Genomic DNA, 16,699 nt, shown 5'->3' with positions numbered 1-16,699 from the left:
CCTTTTAAAACCATTTACTTAAAACGACTTTTTTCAGCTTCAAGATGCGTAGGTCGAATAATCATATTGCCATCTAAAATCTCATATTTAAGTGGAACGGGATTACAACCGCCAGAAAAACCAATAGTCGCAATATTCATCACGACATCACATAAAATACAAACAACTTGATTTCCTCGTTGATAATAACCACTTGCCCCACAAATATCACAAGCATCAAAACCAACCCCATAAGCATTTTCGCTTTTCTTAATCACAATAAATCTTACTAATGTGCCATCGGTTGTTTGATAACCATAACGATGCAAATTGCCATCATTAACTTGTTCTAATGGAATAACAATTAAACCATCAGCATTTAGCGTAACCGGTTCAGCAGGGGTGAGTTCGACCCCTTTTTCAAATATATAACGAGCACGAGTAACGGTGTAGGCAGTAATAGCCACTCCCGCCATTAACAACAATGATGTACGACGATCACGACGTAAACTTGCTTTAAGTTTGCGTATTTGAGCGGGATTATTACCAACCAGCGAGGTAGTTTTTGCTTTGGTATATAATAAAACAGTGAGTAGTAATACCAACACCATAAAGATAAAAGTAAACAAGTTGACATGCGCTAAAATAAAAATCACCAAATCCATCATCCACTGTTGCGGTGAGATAAATCGTCTGACAATTAATATTTGTAGTAAATTAATGGCGTTTTGAATGGTAAAGATAATAATGGCAAATGTCGCGATCAGCATAACCAATCGAGTTGATAACCTAGCGCAAAGGCGATAAATCAACCAGCCAATTAAACCACAAACTAATAGAGCAAAGCCATAACCAACCCATTTAAACAGATAATCATTATTGAATATTGACTCCATGCCAACATCAAATCCAAATGGGTAGAGTAAAATATTCGGTAAGCATTGAGCTGTAATCAGCCCTATGGCAACAGCTGTTAATACAGCCAATAGAATCTTAATAATAGGTTGTTGAAACGAATTTCTAAGCGACCAGCAGATAAGCAATGGAATGACAATGATGCACCAAGGAATAATCACACTAAGGTCATAGTACTCTCGAACAGCAATACCGGTATTACGCTTTAAGATTGCATAAATGATTGCCGCCAGCATTCCCAATAAAAAACCAATGATAAGATATTTTTTACCACTATATAGGTTTGACTGAACAAACACTGCACTAACAAGTGCCAATATGATCACAGGTACAAAAGTATTATCGGTAATACTGATAAGATATTGGAGCATAACGATTGCCTAAAGATTACAACGTATATTGGCGAGTTGTTATACTCGCCAATAGTTTAGCTAATTATTTATTGAGTTAACTCAATTAAAAATAATTATTACCATGCACGAGGGATGTAGTCAAAGTCCCAAGAAACCTCGATTGGTTTAGACCAGAAACGACCTTCAACACCCGTTTCTTTATCTACATGCAATAAATAACCTTGTTTTTCAGGGTTTTCGATTGTGAATGTAACTTTATATTTACCAGCACCATCTAACTTAATATTGTTACCATAGTGTGGGCCGTCTGATGCATTCATCGGCATAAAATTACCTTCGATAGTTTTGTCACTACCTTGTTTTTGAATTTTATATTTTACAGTTAAGTAAGGAACAAAATCACCTACACCAAAACCTAATTTATTACCTTCGGCAGCAGAAATATCGGCTTCGATATGCATATCTGATTTAGAAGCAGGTAAACCACCCATACCAGCAGGTTCCATATCTACAGGTTGGAAGTAAACCGCACCAATATGTAATGGACCAACAGTGACTTCTTCACCGATTGGAAACTCTTCAAAACCTTTTTCTTCACCTGGTGCTGGCGCAGCAGCATTTGCCATTGAAGAAAGTGCAAGTATTGACGAAATACCAGCAGAAATAATTAGTTTTTTCATTGAAAACTCCTTAATTTTTTTAACAACTTGTTTTACCCTTTAATAATTAATCAATAAACTAATGACTAATCAATTACAAATTACTGCCAATGTTTTCATTACTATTCAAGTTTAAATTACACCAAGAATAATAATATTATTTAATTTTTATGATATTTTTTGTAATACATAATAGAGAGCATCACGACAACTAGCATGACTAACTGTGGCACCAATGTTTCAACCGTTGGATAGATGCCTAATACCTCTACTGAATGGACAAAATCTACTGGGGTGACCGAAATAATATCCGCTTCTTGTAGCTCTTTCACACCACCACCGGCAAAGGCTATCGCCATAAGATACATTAATGCACTGGTACAAATAAAAAATGGTTTAAGCGGTAATTTAACACTGCCAAAGCGGATAACAATAAATACCAAAGTCAACACGATGGTACCAACACCTAGTCCATACCACACCATATCCATGTGATCTTTAGCATCCGCTAACATAGCTTGATAAAATATGATCGTTTCCGCTCCTTCACGAAATACAGCTAAAAAGGCAGCAAACCCTAACGCAAAACTGCTTCCGGTTGATACCGCACTTTGCACCTTACCTTCAACATAATTTTTCCATGCTTTCGATTCTGACTTAGATAGCATCCAGTTACTTATAAAAAACAGCACCACTGTTGCGAGTAACATGGCGGCGCCTTCCATAATTTCTTGATTGGCACCACTTAAACCAACAATAGTATGCAAGGCGATAGCAGCCAACACGCTGGCAAACACCGCAAATAAACTGCTTAGATAGACGACTTTAAGCATTGGCTTATTATCTGAACGAACTAAATATGCAGAAATTGCCGCAATCACCAGTATCGCCTCTAATCCTTCACGGAAAATGATAATAAATGAGGCAAAGAAGACACTCCAACCACTCTCTTTTTTACCATCCAGCTCGTTAGCATCCTCGTGGAGCATTTTCAAAATAACATCAATCTCGGTTCGCACGACTTTGTTAGGCGCGCCTTGACTCATTAATCGTTTAATTTTAGCAAATTGGTATTCGGTATCAGTGCCACGTTTACCGGAAATGTAAGACATTACCGCTCGTTCAACACCATGCTTTTCATAAAAGCCAAAATAAGCATTGTTTACTCGATCTTTGGCAGCCTCGCTGTCTTTCATGAAATAGATGTTATAAGCATCATTTAAAATGATATCCATCTCATCCACAATCGCATTCCAGCTTGCATACTTCTTTTCAGTTGCGTAAGAAGGGGTACTAAAAATCGCTAAACTGGCAATCAGTAGTAACATTAAAGTTAAATACCTTTTCACTGCTTACTCCTTATTTTGCTAACAACATTATTCCTATTGGTTTGCTGTTTTCTGGCAATTGTAACGATTGACTAATAATCTCAGGCTTAATTGAATGGATGTAACGGGTGCTGAGTTTTAATGCCGCCGCAGACAAATAGACATTTTGACTCATAGCTCCAACCGCAATTTGACTAAAATCATTGGCTTTTTGTGCATCAAAATCATTGAGATTCGCACCATCAGCTACAAAAATAAGAATATATGGTGCTCGCTTAGTAAAATTTTGCATGCCAATGTCAGCACGAATATCTTGCTTAGTTATCTCACGAAGATAGTGTCCTTCCCATTCATATAAAAAGGCACCTTTATCGCTTGCTACATAGAGGCGAACATAAGGTTGTTTACCATTAGCCATTGGCACCGTCCAACCATTTTTACCTCGATTTAATCCCGTTGCCGACCAAAGCACGCTTGATAGTTCATCATCAGAAACCATTCCGGTTGGAAACCCACCGCCTGAAGTTGAAGCACGTTTTTTAAGACTATCAAATAACCCCATGCCATCTTTCATTTGTGGCGAAGGTAAAGTGATATCAGCATAACTTATTGATAAAAAAAATAAAGACATTAATAAAGCAATTGTAACATTGCGTAACCAGCACAACATGGCATAGACCTTAAAATAGTTGCAAATATTTGTTAGCTATCTTATTGCTAATGCTTTCAATTATCAACAACAAACAATAATTATTATCATTAAGATAAAATAACTTAAGTAAAATAGTTGATATAGTTGATAAAGTAGAAATCGACATTGACTGCAAAGGACTGGTTAAGGTATTAACCAATCAATTCCGATTTTTATTTTTCTGTTTATTAAGTATATACTGGGACAATTTTTAAATTTTAAAGTAAAAATGAGTATTGATTGTTATGCCATTATCGACTTTAGTTGTTTTACCACTTTTTATCTTAACCATTAGTTTAGCTTCGTTTTTTAAACAAAAAAAATGGCAAGTATTCACCATCATTTTAATGACAGTTATTATTGTGATGGAGCTTACCTCAATTTATTTTAGTGGTGGATTTATTGATTATCAGTTTTACGTCAATCTGAACGTGAATGATATTATTGAAGGATTATTCATCTTTAAACTGCAAGCGCTATTGGTGATTGTGGTATTTTTGGGGTTAGTCTTTATCCTCAGCAAATTAGCCAACTGGTTTCGCCATAAATATAAATTACACTGGCGATTACTATTAGTCGTCATTGCCATTGCCTCAATTAGTTATCATAACGGCCCTATTAGTCGTGCTTATGAAATCTATCAAGTTACTTGTGCCCCAAAAGCAACTTTTGCCCAAGCGTTACAAAACTTAAATATGAATGATTATGTTGAAAAATCACAACTTGATAGCCAAAAAGGCAAAAATATTATTGTGTTGTCGTTAGAATCTTTCGAACAAGGTTTTTTAGATTTTGCAGATATCACGCCAAATTTAAGACAACTCAAGCAACAATACACTTTCTTCGCTAATATGCCAATGAGTGCAGGTAGTACATGGACAACAGCTTCTATGTATACCTATATGACTGGTGTGCCATTTTTAATCGGAGAACATTCAACTTCACCATTAAAAGGTGCAAATACCACTCAATTAGTTACCTTAGGTGATGTGCTAAAACAAGCCGGTTATCAAACTCGCTATGTTATGGCTGGTCCGGATTTCGCAGGAATTGGCCACACCGCCGAAGTAATAGGCATGCAAGTCGTTTCAGAAAAAAATTATGTAGGCAAATATCCAAATGCACCATTTGGATTGTATGATAAAGATATATTAGACATTGCTAAACAGCAAATACAAGAGTTGCAAAATGCAGATAAACCCTTTGCGCTATTCATCTCAACAGTCTCAACTCATGCTCCAAACGGTTTTAATGATGAGCGCATGACATCAGTAATCAGCCCAAAACCAGATAATATGTCTTTTGTAGCCGCTTCGCTCGATTATAATTTAGGGGAATTTATTAACCACCTAAAACAGCAAGGTATATTAGACAACACTGTGTTTTACATCTTCCCTGACCATTTAATGATGGGGGCAGGTACCGAAACGGTGAAAAAGTTATCAGAAAAAGAGCGCAAACTCTATTTGTTAACCAATGCAAATATTGATGATTTAAAAAAATCACCCAATCAAAGTATTTATCAAATTGATTTACCGAGATTGATTCTAAATGGTGCACAAATTAAAACCAATGCAAAATTTTTAACCGATTACTTAAGCGGTGAGAACGTTGATAAAAAACAGTTTATTGAACAACATAAATCGAATATCGCGACATTAAACAATGCGGCACAAGTACAAAAATGAGCGTCGATACCTTAATTTTAGTTATCACTATTAGCTGTTTAGGCATGATATCCCCTGGACCAGATTTTTTTCTGGTCTTAAAAAATAGCTTAAGTTATAACCGAAAAATGGCATTAATGACCTGTTTAGGGGTGATAAGCGCGATCGCCATTCATATGAGCTATTGTGTGGCAGGTATTGCGGTATTAATCACCGCCACCCCGTGGCTGTATAATGCTTTGCGTTATGCAGGCGCCACTTATCTGCTATGGATAGGTATTAAAGCGTTATTAGCTAAAAGTAATGCTACCACTTATGTCAGCAAACAAACTCAGCCAATTAATGTCACCGCAAAAGCGGCATTTATGCAAGGGTTATTATGTAACTTACTAAATCCGAAAGCGACACTGTTTTTTCTGGCTATATTTACCCAACTACTCAATGCAGATTCAACTATAATGGACAAATTGCTCGTTGCATTTATTATTTGGCTTGAAGCCTTACTTTGGTGGCCATTGGTTGTATTTATCTTTCAAACCCAAATCGTCCAGCGACGTTATTTCAAACTTCAATTTATTATTGATAAATTATTAGGTGTAATATTGATCTTACTAGGGGTTAAAGTAGCGTTGGGATTTTAATACTTCAAAAAACCATTGCTGAATTTTTTCTTGAAAAATAACGTTCGGCAATAGTTAATCCGCCCAAGGGCGGAAATAGATTATCTAAATATTTTATCGTCATCACTATAAAACTACTTTAAGTTACTATTCAAATAGACAATAAAGCCAAAAATCATTACTAAGGATAAACACAAGCACCTGGCTGACGCCAGTGTTTGATATCTAAACTGGAAAAAATCGAACCAGAACTCGATTCTACATAGTGGAATGCTCTGTCGATATCTGCTGCCGTGTAGCCTTCTCCGTGCTTTGCAATATCATAGTTATACAAATGGCCCCATTCCGAAAATAATCCGGCACCAATAACTCGCTGATAAAAATTATTAGGTGATGAAGGCGTAGCGCCGACTCGACCGGCAGAATATTTGTCACAAAGATATTTACCAATCCCCTGACAAGATGCATTAGTTAAATCCCTAACATTTGCAAGACGATATCCTATTTTTTGACACCAATCTATGTGATTATAGGGAATATTACTACTCACAGTGTGTCTATCAATAAACCACTGCTTTAACTTAAATCCATATTTAACAACCTGATTACCACGACTATCTCTACCCACTAGTTCAAAAGTCTGGGGTAATGATGGTATAGCTACCTTACGAGGATTCTTTGACTCTCTCTCTTGACTACTCCGGGCATGAGGCCCTTTTAATTGAACGCGAACATTTGTATTTGATACATTCGAAAAGATAACGCTAATTCTGCCATCACCATCAGTAACTGAAGACCAAGATAAGGCCTGGTTACTACCACCAATTTCTAAATCAAAATATATATCCAACATACCTGTTGTCGGGAAGTTTAAATGGTAAGACGATGGGTCTGTAGACTGTGGAATAAACCCTCTATTTTCATTCCACATGGTGGGTGGCCCGCGGAAATCATGATCACCATCAGTAAAATGCTCTAGTTTACCAAATTCTAAATCAGGTTTAGCAAAACAAACCACGGGTGTTGCTTTAGGGTTAATGTAATAAGTCACACTACTGGCACTAAAATTACTACTATTTGGCACACCATAACGGGTTTGTAATATGCCTTTAGTACTAGTTAATTTGACTTTATAAGGTGAGTTACAAATTGTTAGTACAGTATTACGTGATACAGATTGATTAAACTTATCAACAATAGATAAACTTAGATCACCAGTAGCCGTAATACTAGCATCACCATCATCATCTCGCCAATAGTTATACGGTGAACCAATAAGAGAAGTTAACGAAATTGAATTGCTATTAGTTGGTATCATCATGCCAATATTGGCAAAACTTTCCCCTGCATTGGGTAACACAATAGGTGTTACCGAAGAATTATTTGTTTCTGGAGTAATTTTTTCACCATTCGATAACGTTATAGCTAATAAATTATTAGTATCAGTGACCCGTGTTTGTCCACCATCAAAAGTCAAATATGGCGCTGTACCGTGAATAACATTTGTCGTATGAGCCGACAATGCTTGACTATTAAATGAAAATGACAGGAATAGAATAGACAGAAAAGTTAACAAAAACGGCGAGAATAAAAATGATCTTAATAGTGATTTGAAATTTTGCTGATAAAACAGACTATGCAGAAATAATGAACTTGGCTTGTTAAAACTAAACCAATTTAAAGGATAAGTTTGGCAGGTTGGGTGTTGGGTGTTGGGTGTTGTAAATTATAATCCATTTCGACGCTCATTGTCAAGTAATCCTATGTTTTATTTAACTTTATTTTATTTAAACTGCCTAATTCCTCGTCGAATAGTGCGGTTTAAATCATCTAAAAAGTATAGTAATAAAAAAAATCTACGCAACTTTATTTAACGATTAAATTGTTAAATTTTGTAAATATTATTACTGACTGAAGTCTAAAAAATAGAGTTTTAACCCTTTAAAAAACCCAGTTCCTCAATTTTTTTGCTATTGAAAAAACTTTCTTAAATATTCTTTCACTAATTTTGTTTTTTAATTCTAAAAGCTTTTTGAATATTCAATAGTTAATTGTTAGACTATCTAACATAATCTGATTAAATATAATCATAAAATTGATTATAAATTTAATTTTTGTGTAAATTTAATTCTATAGGCAAGTAAACATGGATAAATTGTTACAATATGGTCGAGAACTTCTTGAACTTGAACTTCACGAAGCACAAAAGTTACCAGCACGGCTTGGCAAAGACTTTATTAAAGCTTGTCAGTTCATCTTGTCCACCAAGGGAAAAGTTGTCGTGTCAGGTATTGGTAAATCAGGACATATTGGAAAAAAAATCGCCGCTTCATTAGCTAGTACTGGTAGTCCAGCTTTTTTTATGCATCCCTCTGAAGCTTTACACGGTGATTTAGGCATGGTAACCGAAAACGACGTAGTAATTTTGATCTCTTATTCTGGTCGAGCAAAGGAGTTTCAATTTATTTTACCAATCCTTGCAGCCATGAATATTCCGGTTATCGCTATTACTGGTGGACTTGATTCGCCACTTGCGACAGCAGCACAAGCTGTATTAGACATTTCAATTGAGAAAGAAGCATGCCCAATGGGACTTGCACCAACCTCAAGTTCAACCAATACATTATTAATGGGTGATGCATTAGCTATTGCCGTTATGCGTGCTCGTGGTTTTAAAGAAGAAGATTTTGCTCGTTCACATCCTGCTGGTAGTCTAGGCGCTAAATTGTTAAATCACGTAAAAGATATTATGCGTAAAGGCGATTTAATTCCTAAAGTTTCACAATCAGCAACGGTACTCGATGCGATGTTAGAATTAAGTCGAACGGGTGTAGGATTAGTGGCAATATGCCAAGATGATAATAAAATTGTTGGCGTTTTTACTGATGGGGATTTGCGTCGATTACTATTAAAACATGGTACACTACAAGACAATATTATCGAAGTAATGACCAGTCCAGGATATCAAATACCGGAAAATTGGAAAGCGGTCGAAGCCTTAAAAACATTTAATGATCATAATATTACAGCTGCGCCAGTAGTCAATAATCAAGGTGAATTAGTTGGAGCACTTAATATTCATGACCTACATCAAGCGGGGATAAGTTAACTGATTAGTAAATACCTGTTGCAAAATAGGGCTATCTATTGAGATAATTACCGACCTAAATTTTTGTCGTTAGACGGAGATCCAAGAAAGTTACACAATTCAAAGGTAAAATGATGATAAAAATCATTGAAAATTGATATTGTGTTGTAAATTTTAACCAAAATTAATAGATGATGAAACTACAATGGCAGAAAAGCGAAATATCTTTCTAATTGGCCCAATGGGGGCAGGAAAAAGCACAATAGGCCGACAAATTGCACAACAGTTAGGCATGGAATTTTTTGACTCTGATCAAGAGATTGAAAAACGTACAGGTGCTGATATTGCATGGATCTTTGACTTAGAAGGTGAAGACGGATTCCGAGCCAGAGAAGAGAAAGTCATTAATGAATTGACTGAAAAACAAGGTGTAGTACTTGCTACCGGTGGTGGTTCAGTACTATCGAAAGAGACGCGTAATCGTTTATCAGCACGCGGTATTGTCGTTTATTTAGAAACAACAATTGAAAAACAAATGGCAAGAACACAAAAAGATAAACGTCGTCCTTTATTACAAGGTGGCAATACCCCTCGCGAACTTTATGAAGAATTAGCTCAGGAACGAGATCCTCTTTATGAAGAAATTGCTGACATCACAATTAAAACCGATGAGCAAAGTGCTAAAGGTGTTGCTGGATATATCATTGATAAAATAGAACAAATTTAAATCATTGATCGATAAACCATGGTTGGTTATAAGGCATTAAACCTATTAATAGGTTAAGGAGTTAATATGCGTGTAGATAAAGATGATCGTTATATATCAGAACAATCCAATAAGCCGTCTACGCCCTCATTTAGTATTGCCAATTTTTTTCAGCATTATTCGAAAAAGAAATTGATAATTATGGGGTTAACTATTGTTATTATTGTCTTATTAATTAGCGCAATGTTATTGCGTTCGTCAAAACCCAAAACACCTACCCCACTAACTCCACCTGAAGTTAGCGGTGTTTCGACGACGCAAGAACCTGAACCAACCATAACAACGCAAGCCAATGACGTTGCAACAGATACAACTCAAGGTCAAGCATCTAGTACGGTACCAGCGCCTATGGCGCCGGCACCAATTACCGATGTTAATGAACAACAAAACAGTAGCGAATTGACCGGTAATAATGGTAATGGAGCCAACAGTCAACCTTTACCAGAGAGTAAACCTGAGTCACAGATTGACCAGAATACTCATCAGGATAATAATTTATCGCATAATAATGTGAATAATAGACCAACCTCGCCGAACAAGGTTGAATCTAAAGCAAATAATAACCTGACTAAAGTTGACAAAATAAAGAGTAATCAGTTTTCAATTCAACTTAGTGCATCAACTTCGCTTGAAGGTTTAAAAAAATTAGTAAAAGAACATAATCTAACTAATTACCAAATTTATGAAACTAAGAAGAATAATGCCAAATGGTTTATTTTAGTTAATGGTACGTATGATTCTGCTGCTGAAGCTAAAAAAGCAATCAAGTCTTTGCCTGATGCACTACAAAAAGATAAACCTTGGGTTAAATCTGGCGCAACGATTAATAAAGAAAAATCGGCAAAATAGTAAAGGATATCGTTCATATATCCTACCAATGACAAAATAGGAGTTTCCGTTGAAGAAGCGACGAGCCTTTTTAAAGTGGGCTGGAGGAAAATATGAGCTTGTAGACACTATAAAACGGTATCTACCGGAAGGTGAACAACTCATTGAGCCCTTTGTAGGCGCTGGTTCCGTTTTTTTAAATACTAACTTCAAAAGTTATATTTTAGCTGATATCAATCATGATCTAATTGCACTATTTAAGTTATTACAATCCAATCCGGAGCAGTTCATTAATGATCTTAAATTACTATTTAATGATCAAAATAATCAGGCTGAAGCATTTTATCAACTACGTGATGTGTTTAATTATAGTAAAGATCAATATTTGCGATCGCTTTTATTTGTCTATTTAAATCGTCACTGTTACAACGGCCTATGTCGTTATAATAATAGTGGTTTATTTAATGTGCCATTTGGCCGTTACAAGACTATTTATTTCCCGGAAAGGGAACTCTATTTCTTTGCCAAAAAGGCACAAAATGCTGAGTTTGTCTGTACGCCTTATCATAAAGCGATGAAAATGGCGAAACGTAACTCAGTTATTTATTGTGATCCACCTTATTTATCACCTAATGAAACAGCAGGTTTTACCGCCTACTATTCTAATAATTTTGGGTTTGATGAACATCAAAGGTTGTCACAATTAGCGGAGCAAATTGCCTATAAAAAAGAGATTCCAGTTCTGGTATCAAATCATGATACTCACTATACCAGAACGTTATATAGTAAAGCGCGCCATCTTTACCGAGCAGAAATGCGGCGCTCAATTAGCTGCGCTGGCGAAGGACGCAAAAAAATTGATGAAATATTGGCCTTGTACCAAAAATCCTAAGCTATTTTTAAGTATAAGGTGTTTATGAGTAGAGGTATGTTATGAATGAATTTATTATTGCACCATCAATACTATCCGCCGATTTCGCTCGTCTTGGTGAAGATACCCAAAAAGTATTAGATGCAGGAGCGGATGTTGTCCATTTCGATGTGATGGATAATCATTTTGTTCCCAATTTAACCATGGGTAGTATGTTTTGTAAGGCACTGCGAGACTATGGAATTAGTGCGCCAATTGATGTCCATCTAATGGTTTCTCCAGTTGAAGAGCTAATTACCTCTTTTGCCAAAGCTGGAGCAACAAACATATCTATTCATCCTGAAGCGACAATTCATCTAGATCGTTCATTACAATTAATTAAAGATCATGGTTGCAGTGCCGGTATTGTGCTTAATCCGGCAACACCACTTGACCATTTAGACTATGTGATGGATAAAGTTGATATTATTTTATTGATGGGTGTTAACCCAGGTTTTGGTGGTCAATCATTCATCCCAGCAACGCTTAAAAAGTTGCAGCAAGTTAAACAACGCATTATTGATTCAGGTAAAAATATTCGCCTAGAAATTGATGGCGGTGTAAAAGTAGATAATATAGCTGAAATTGCCAAGGCAGGAGCCGATATGTTTGTTGCTGGCTCAGCGATATTTGGTCAACCTGACTATAAAACGGTAATTGATGCAATGCGTAAAGAGTTAGCAGGAGTAAAACATGGCTAAATTAGATGATATTCAAGCTATCGCTTTTGATTTAGATGGAACATTAGTAGATAGCGTACCTGGACTTGCTTTAGCAACCCAGAAAATGTTGGCAGATCTAAACTTACCAACAGTTACCAATGAACAAGTTAAAAACTGGGTAGGTAATGGTATTGATGTGATGCTTGAACGCGTTTTCAAAGCTATTGATATTAATCCGTCAAAAGAATATTTTGCTGAAGCTAAACAAATATTTAGTCAGCATTATGATAAGGTTATGGATGAACAGACAACACTGTTTCCTCATGTAAAACAGACCTTAAAAGCTCTTTATGAAAATCATTACCCTTTAGCTCTTGTAACTAATAAACCGGCACAATTTTTACCGGGATTACTAAGCTCATTAGGTATCAAAGAGTATTTTTCATTAGTACTCGGCGGTGGTGATGTAATTAAATTAAAACCACACCCTGCTCCGCTTTATCAAGTCATGGCAACATTTGGATTATACAATGATCAGTTATTATTTGTTGGTGATTCGAAAAATGATATTACCGCTGCCAAAAATGCTAATTGCCCTACTGTTGCGTTAAGTTATGGTTATAATTATGGCGAATCAATTGCAACAAGTGAACCCGATTTTTTATTTGATGATTTTCAAGATATATTAACCCTACTACCTCAGCCAAAAGCTGATGCAAAAAAATAATAAGTTAAAATTAGGAATAAATTATGAGTAAACCAATTGTATTTAGTGGCGCTCAGCCATCAGGAGAACTAACATTAGGCAACTATTTAGGTGCTTTAAAGAATTGGGTGTCTTTACAAAATGAATATGATTGCGTTTATTGTATCGTCAATCAACATGCGATCACGGTACGCCAAGATCCTAATAAGTTACGTAAAGCAACACTTGATACATTAGCACTTTATCTAGCCTGTGGTATTGATCCACAAAAAAGTACTATTTTTGTGCAATCCCATGTGCCTGCACATGCTGAATTAGGTTGGGCATTAAACTGTTATACCTATTTTGGTGAACTTAGTCGTATGACACAATTTAAAGATAAATCTTCTCGTCATTCAGAAAATATAAATGCCGGGCTTTTTGATTATCCAGTGTTAATGGCTGCCGATATTTTGTTATATCAAGCTAATTTAGTTCCTGTTGGTGATGATCAAAAACAACATCTTGAACTTTCTCGCGATATTGCTATGCGTTTTAATGCCCTTTATGGCGATATCTTCACTGTTCCTGAACCATTTATTGCTAAAGTTGGCGCACGGGTTATGTCGTTACAAGATCCAAGCAAAAAAATGTCTAAATCAGATGAAAATCGCAATAATGTTATTGGGTTACTTGAAAATCCAAAAGATGTCGAGAAGAAAATTAAACGGGCAATGACCGATTCTGATGAACCACCAGTCGTACGTTATGATTTAAAAAACAAAGCGGGGGTATCAAATCTGTTAGATATCTTAACCGGTATTACGGGTAAACCTATTGCTGAACTTGAGAAAGAATTCGAAGGTAAAATGTATGGCCATCTAAAAACCGAGGTCGCAAATCAAGTTATTGATATGTTAACTGGTTTACAAGCGAAATATCATCAGTATCGTGATGATGAAAATTATCTTCTGACAATTATGCAAGAAGGTGCACAAAAAGCTCGTGCAAAAGCAGAGCCAACGTTGAAAAAAGTTTATGACGCAATCGGTTTTGTATAGTTAACCGTAAAACTAGATTGCAATTAACGCTAAACAATATCAATTGGCTTTAATGACTAAAAGCATTATCGTTTTTATTAATGATAAATGCCGTTGAAGCCTTTTTGATTATCATAGGTTAGTTATGAAAATTATCATTCTTGGTGCAGGTCAAACAGGTAGTGCTCTTGCCGAATATCTGGTTACCGAAAAACAGAACGATGTGACAGTTGTAGATGAAGATCATGACAAATTGCAATCATTGCAAGAACGTTTTGATTTACAAGTTATTTGTGGAAAATCATCTTATCCACAAGTATTAGAAAGTGCTGGTGCAGAATCTGCCGACATGTTAGTCGCTGTTACCAATTCTGATGAAGTCAATATGATGGCTTGTCAAATTGGGCATGTAATGTTCAATATCCCTCAAAAAGTGGCACGAATTCGGGCGCCTGAATATAATGATGAAAGATACTCGTTTTTTAATAAAGATTGTATTAACATCGATCATATTATTGCCCCAGAAAATCTAATCACCAATCATATCAGCCAACTAGTGCAATCTCCTGGCGCACTACAATTTGCCTCATTTTATGATAATCGAGTCTGCTTAGTTGCCGTCACAGCTTACTACGGTGGTGCATTGGTGGGTAGTGAATTATCAGAGCTAAAAGAACATTTACCTCATGTCGAAGCTCGCGTGGTAGCTATTTATCGTAAAAATCGTTTTATTCGTCCGATTGGTTCAACCTTGATTGAAGCTGGGGATATGGTTTACTTTATTACCCCACCGCTTAACATCAAAGCGGTAACCAGTGAATTACAACGGTTAGAAAAGCCTTATAAACGAATAATCATTAGTGGCGGTGGCGGCATTGCTGTTGCTTTAGCTAAGCGATTAGAAAACGATTATCAAGTTAAATTGATTGAACGTAATGCCGAAAAAGCAGAACTAATTGCCGAGCAGTTAGTTAATACTACCGTATTACATGGTGAATCATCGGATCAAGAGCTATTATCGCAAGAACAAGTCGAACTTACCGACCTTTTTGTTGCAGTGACGAGTGATGATGAATCAAATATTATGTCATCAATGCTTGCCAAAAGGATGGGAGCAAAAAAAGTCATCGTACTTATTCAACGACAAGCTTATTTAGAGTTAATTAACGATAGCGTGATTGATATTGCCATTTCACCACAACATGCCACTATTTCAGAATTACTCAGTCATGTAAGACAAAATGGCGTGGTAAAAGTTGTCTCACTACGGCAAGGTGAATCAGAAATTGTCGAAGTGATTGTTCGTGGTGATACTGAAAATTCTAAACTAGTAGGTAAAAATATTAACAGTCTAAAATTACCTTCAGGGGCAACTATTGGTGCTGTGGTGCGTGGTGAAGATGTGATTATTGTTAATACCGATTTAATGATCGAAGATGGTGATCACTTAATCATCTTCTTACCAGATAGACGATCTATTAGCGATATCGAAAGATTATTACAATAGCTTGTATAAAATATAAACTCAGTACATAATTAAACTGTTTTTATTAATTGTTTTTTGACTCGGGGTGTTTTTTGTTACTACAAAAAACTGAGATTTTACCCGTTGAACCTGATCTGGCTAATACCAGCGTAGGGAAGTCTTCGTCTTAATTATTCGTTTTGACACATTCTTCCCTTAATATCAATAATAAATAAGGAAAGAATATGTCTACCATTCAGTTATTCCAAAACAATGATGCCATTCCCTTTATTGAGCAAGTTAAACAACAACGACCGTTAGTCCATTGCATTACCAATGATGTTGTACAGAATTTTACCGCCAATGTCTTATTAGCCATTGGTGCTTCACCAGCAATGGTCGTTGCGAAACAAGAAGTTGAGGACTTTGTAACTATTGCCAGTAGCTTATTAATTAATATTGGTACCATTGATGAGCACAGCGCAAATAGTATGTTGTTAGCTGCAGCAAAAGCTGAACAAACACAGACACCATGGGTACTGGATCCTGTAGCGGTTGGTGCGGCACTTAAATATCGCACTGAAATTGCCAAACAATTGATAACTTTTAGACCGAGTGTTATTCGAGGAAATGCCTCTGAAATTCTCGCATTGAGTGGTCAACAATCATCATCGAAAGGGCCTGATGGACTTGATTCTACCGATTCTGCATTAAATGCAGCAATACTATTAGCACAAAAATATCAAACCATTGTCGCAATAACAGGTGAGATAGACTATGTCACAGATGGTCAACAAATTTATAGTATTGCCGGTGGCGATATCGCTTTAACTAGAGTAACCGGCACCGGCTGTTCGTTATCTGCGATGGTAGCAGCATTTATTGCAACCACTAGTAATCGTTTAACCGCTACCGCAACAGCTTGTTTTATGATGAAAAAAGCTGGTGAACTCGCTAACAAACAATCAGGTTTAGGCACTTTTGCTATGGCAATAATTGACCAACTTTCCCTATTTAAGCAAAATTACCAATAAGGATATTTG

16 protein-coding genes and 1 riboswitch are annotated in these 16,699 nt (G+C 36.2%); of the genes, 11 read left to right on the top strand and 5 right to left on the bottom strand.

Translation table 11 applies throughout. The features are described from left to right. Window positions 1–14 precede the first annotated feature (14 nt). The 4 genes from RAM17_RS04360 to RAM17_RS04345 form a co-directional block, all read right to left on the bottom strand. Window positions 15–1,265: a Fe-S-containing protein gene (locus RAM17_RS04360; protein ID WP_110448371.1), complete on the bottom strand. Its 1,251-nt coding sequence runs from the start codon at window positions 1,263–1,265 to the stop codon at window positions 15–17. 98 nt (window positions 1,266–1,363) lie between these two features. Beyond that, window positions 1,364–1,927, bottom strand: a complete 564-nt coding sequence (locus RAM17_RS04355; protein WP_065578501.1) for an iron transporter — start codon at window positions 1,925–1,927, stop codon at window positions 1,364–1,366. 140 nt (window positions 1,928–2,067) lie between these two features. After that, window positions 2,068–3,255, bottom strand: coding sequence for an FTR1 family iron permease (locus tag RAM17_RS04350; protein ID WP_220000095.1), 1,188 nt, complete (start codon window positions 3,253–3,255; stop codon window positions 2,068–2,070). Window positions 3,256–3,265: 10 nt separating this feature from the next. After that, a complete protein-coding gene (locus RAM17_RS04345) occupies window positions 3,266–3,904 on the bottom strand; it encodes a nitroreductase family protein (RefSeq protein ID WP_110448372.1) in 639 nt (212 codons plus the stop codon). Between the two features lie 266 nt (window positions 3,905–4,170). On the opposite strand from RAM17_RS04345, the gene RAM17_RS04340 reads away from it, so the two are divergent. Together RAM17_RS04340 and RAM17_RS04335 are read left to right on the top strand one after the other, a co-directional pair. After that, window positions 4,171–5,613 carry an LTA synthase family protein gene (locus RAM17_RS04340; protein ID WP_110448373.1) on the top strand — a complete coding sequence of 481 codons (1,443 nt, stop codon included), beginning with the start codon at window positions 4,171–4,173 and terminating at the stop codon, window positions 5,611–5,613. Further along, window positions 5,610–6,233: a LysE family transporter gene (locus tag RAM17_RS04335; RefSeq protein ID WP_110448374.1), complete on the top strand. Its 624-nt coding sequence runs from the start codon at window positions 5,610–5,612 to the stop codon at window positions 6,231–6,233. Before RAM17_RS04340 ends, RAM17_RS04335 begins: the two co-directional genes overlap by 4 nt. 160 nt (window positions 6,234–6,393) lie before the next feature. Here RAM17_RS04335 and RAM17_RS04330 read toward each other — a convergent pair whose 3' ends face one another. Then, complete coding sequence (locus RAM17_RS04330; protein ID WP_110448375.1) at window positions 6,394–7,734, bottom strand: hypothetical protein; 1,341 nt, start codon at window positions 7,732–7,734, stop codon at window positions 6,394–6,396. Between the two features lie 624 nt (window positions 7,735–8,358). On the opposite strand from RAM17_RS04330, the gene gutQ reads away from it, so the two are divergent. From gutQ to thiM, 9 genes are all read left to right on the top strand, one after another. Then, entirely contained in the window at window positions 8,359–9,321 is a 963-nt protein-coding gene (gutQ, locus tag RAM17_RS04325; protein WP_110448376.1) for an arabinose-5-phosphate isomerase GutQ, read from the top strand. A 184-nt stretch (window positions 9,322–9,505) separates the two neighbouring features. Continuing rightward, entirely contained in the window at window positions 9,506–10,027 is a 522-nt protein-coding gene (aroK, locus tag RAM17_RS04320) for a shikimate kinase AroK (RefSeq protein ID WP_034901329.1), read from the top strand. Between the two features lie 66 nt (window positions 10,028–10,093). Next, window positions 10,094–10,915, top strand: coding sequence for an SPOR domain-containing protein (locus tag RAM17_RS04315; RefSeq protein ID WP_110448377.1), 822 nt, complete (start codon window positions 10,094–10,096; stop codon window positions 10,913–10,915). 49 nt (window positions 10,916–10,964) lie between these two features. Further along, window positions 10,965–11,786: a Dam family site-specific DNA-(adenine-N6)-methyltransferase gene (locus tag RAM17_RS04310; protein ID WP_110448378.1), complete on the top strand. Its 822-nt coding sequence runs from the start codon at window positions 10,965–10,967 to the stop codon at window positions 11,784–11,786. A gap of 41 nt (window positions 11,787–11,827) precedes the next feature. Then, window positions 11,828–12,505: a ribulose-phosphate 3-epimerase gene (gene rpe / locus RAM17_RS04305; protein WP_110448379.1), complete on the top strand. Its 678-nt coding sequence runs from the start codon at window positions 11,828–11,830 to the stop codon at window positions 12,503–12,505. Further along, window positions 12,498–13,193, top strand: coding sequence for a phosphoglycolate phosphatase (locus RAM17_RS04300; RefSeq protein WP_065614011.1), 696 nt, complete (start codon window positions 12,498–12,500; stop codon window positions 13,191–13,193). The genes rpe and RAM17_RS04300 overlap by 8 nt, the downstream gene beginning before the upstream one ends. A gap of 23 nt (window positions 13,194–13,216) precedes the next feature. After that, on the top strand, window positions 13,217–14,212 hold the full coding sequence (trpS, locus tag RAM17_RS04295; protein ID WP_110448380.1) for a tryptophan--tRNA ligase: 996 nt from the start codon (window positions 13,217–13,219) through the stop codon (window positions 14,210–14,212). Between the two features lie 124 nt (window positions 14,213–14,336). Beyond that, window positions 14,337–15,698, top strand: a complete 1,362-nt coding sequence (gene trkA, locus RAM17_RS04290) for a Trk system potassium transporter TrkA (protein WP_306240828.1) — start codon at window positions 14,337–14,339, stop codon at window positions 15,696–15,698. Between the two features lie 50 nt (window positions 15,699–15,748). Continuing rightward, window positions 15,749–15,850: riboswitch (TPP riboswitch) on the top strand. A 60-nt stretch (window positions 15,851–15,910) separates the two neighbouring features. Then, window positions 15,911–16,690: a hydroxyethylthiazole kinase gene (gene thiM / locus RAM17_RS04285; RefSeq protein ID WP_372339520.1), complete on the top strand. Its 780-nt coding sequence runs from the start codon at window positions 15,911–15,913 to the stop codon at window positions 16,688–16,690. The last annotated feature ends 9 nt before the right edge of the window (window positions 16,691–16,699 follow it).

The sequence above is a fragment of the Gilliamella apis genome (genome assembly GCF_030758615.1).
GTDB classification, from domain to species: domain Bacteria; phylum Pseudomonadota; class Gammaproteobacteria; order Enterobacterales; family Orbaceae; genus Gilliamella; species Gilliamella apis_A.
Note: the sequence above shows the minus strand (reverse complement) of the source record. Positions and strands in the feature narration are given on the sequence as shown.

What these genes read in the sequence shown, in the direction of transcription:
- RAM17_RS04360 (WP_110448371.1), bottom strand. Translation starts at nt 1,265, where the DNA reads ATGCTCCAATATCTTATCAGTATTACCGATAATACTTTTGTACCTGTG.
- RAM17_RS04355 (WP_065578501.1), bottom strand. Translation starts at nt 1,927, where the DNA reads ATGAAAAAACTAATTATTTCTGCTGGTATTTCGTCAATACTTGCACTT.
- RAM17_RS04345 (WP_110448372.1), bottom strand. Translation starts at nt 3,904, where the DNA reads ATGTTGTGCTGGTTACGCAATGTTACAATTGCTTTATTAATGTCTTTA.
- RAM17_RS04340 (WP_110448373.1), top strand. Translation starts at nt 4,171, where the DNA reads ATGCCATTATCGACTTTAGTTGTTTTACCACTTTTTATCTTAACCATT.
- RAM17_RS04335 (WP_110448374.1), top strand. Translation starts at nt 5,610, where the DNA reads ATGAGCGTCGATACCTTAATTTTAGTTATCACTATTAGCTGTTTAGGC.
- gutQ (WP_110448376.1), top strand. Translation starts at nt 8,359, where the DNA reads ATGGATAAATTGTTACAATATGGTCGAGAACTTCTTGAACTTGAACTT.
- aroK (WP_034901329.1), top strand. Translation starts at nt 9,506, where the DNA reads ATGGCAGAAAAGCGAAATATCTTTCTAATTGGCCCAATGGGGGCAGGA.
- RAM17_RS04315 (WP_110448377.1), top strand. Translation starts at nt 10,094, where the DNA reads ATGCGTGTAGATAAAGATGATCGTTATATATCAGAACAATCCAATAAG.
- rpe (WP_110448379.1), top strand. Translation starts at nt 11,828, where the DNA reads ATGAATGAATTTATTATTGCACCATCAATACTATCCGCCGATTTCGCT.
- RAM17_RS04300 (WP_065614011.1), top strand. Translation starts at nt 12,498, where the DNA reads ATGGCTAAATTAGATGATATTCAAGCTATCGCTTTTGATTTAGATGGA.
- trpS (WP_110448380.1), top strand. Translation starts at nt 13,217, where the DNA reads ATGAGTAAACCAATTGTATTTAGTGGCGCTCAGCCATCAGGAGAACTA.
- trkA (WP_306240828.1), top strand. Translation starts at nt 14,337, where the DNA reads ATGAAAATTATCATTCTTGGTGCAGGTCAAACAGGTAGTGCTCTTGCC.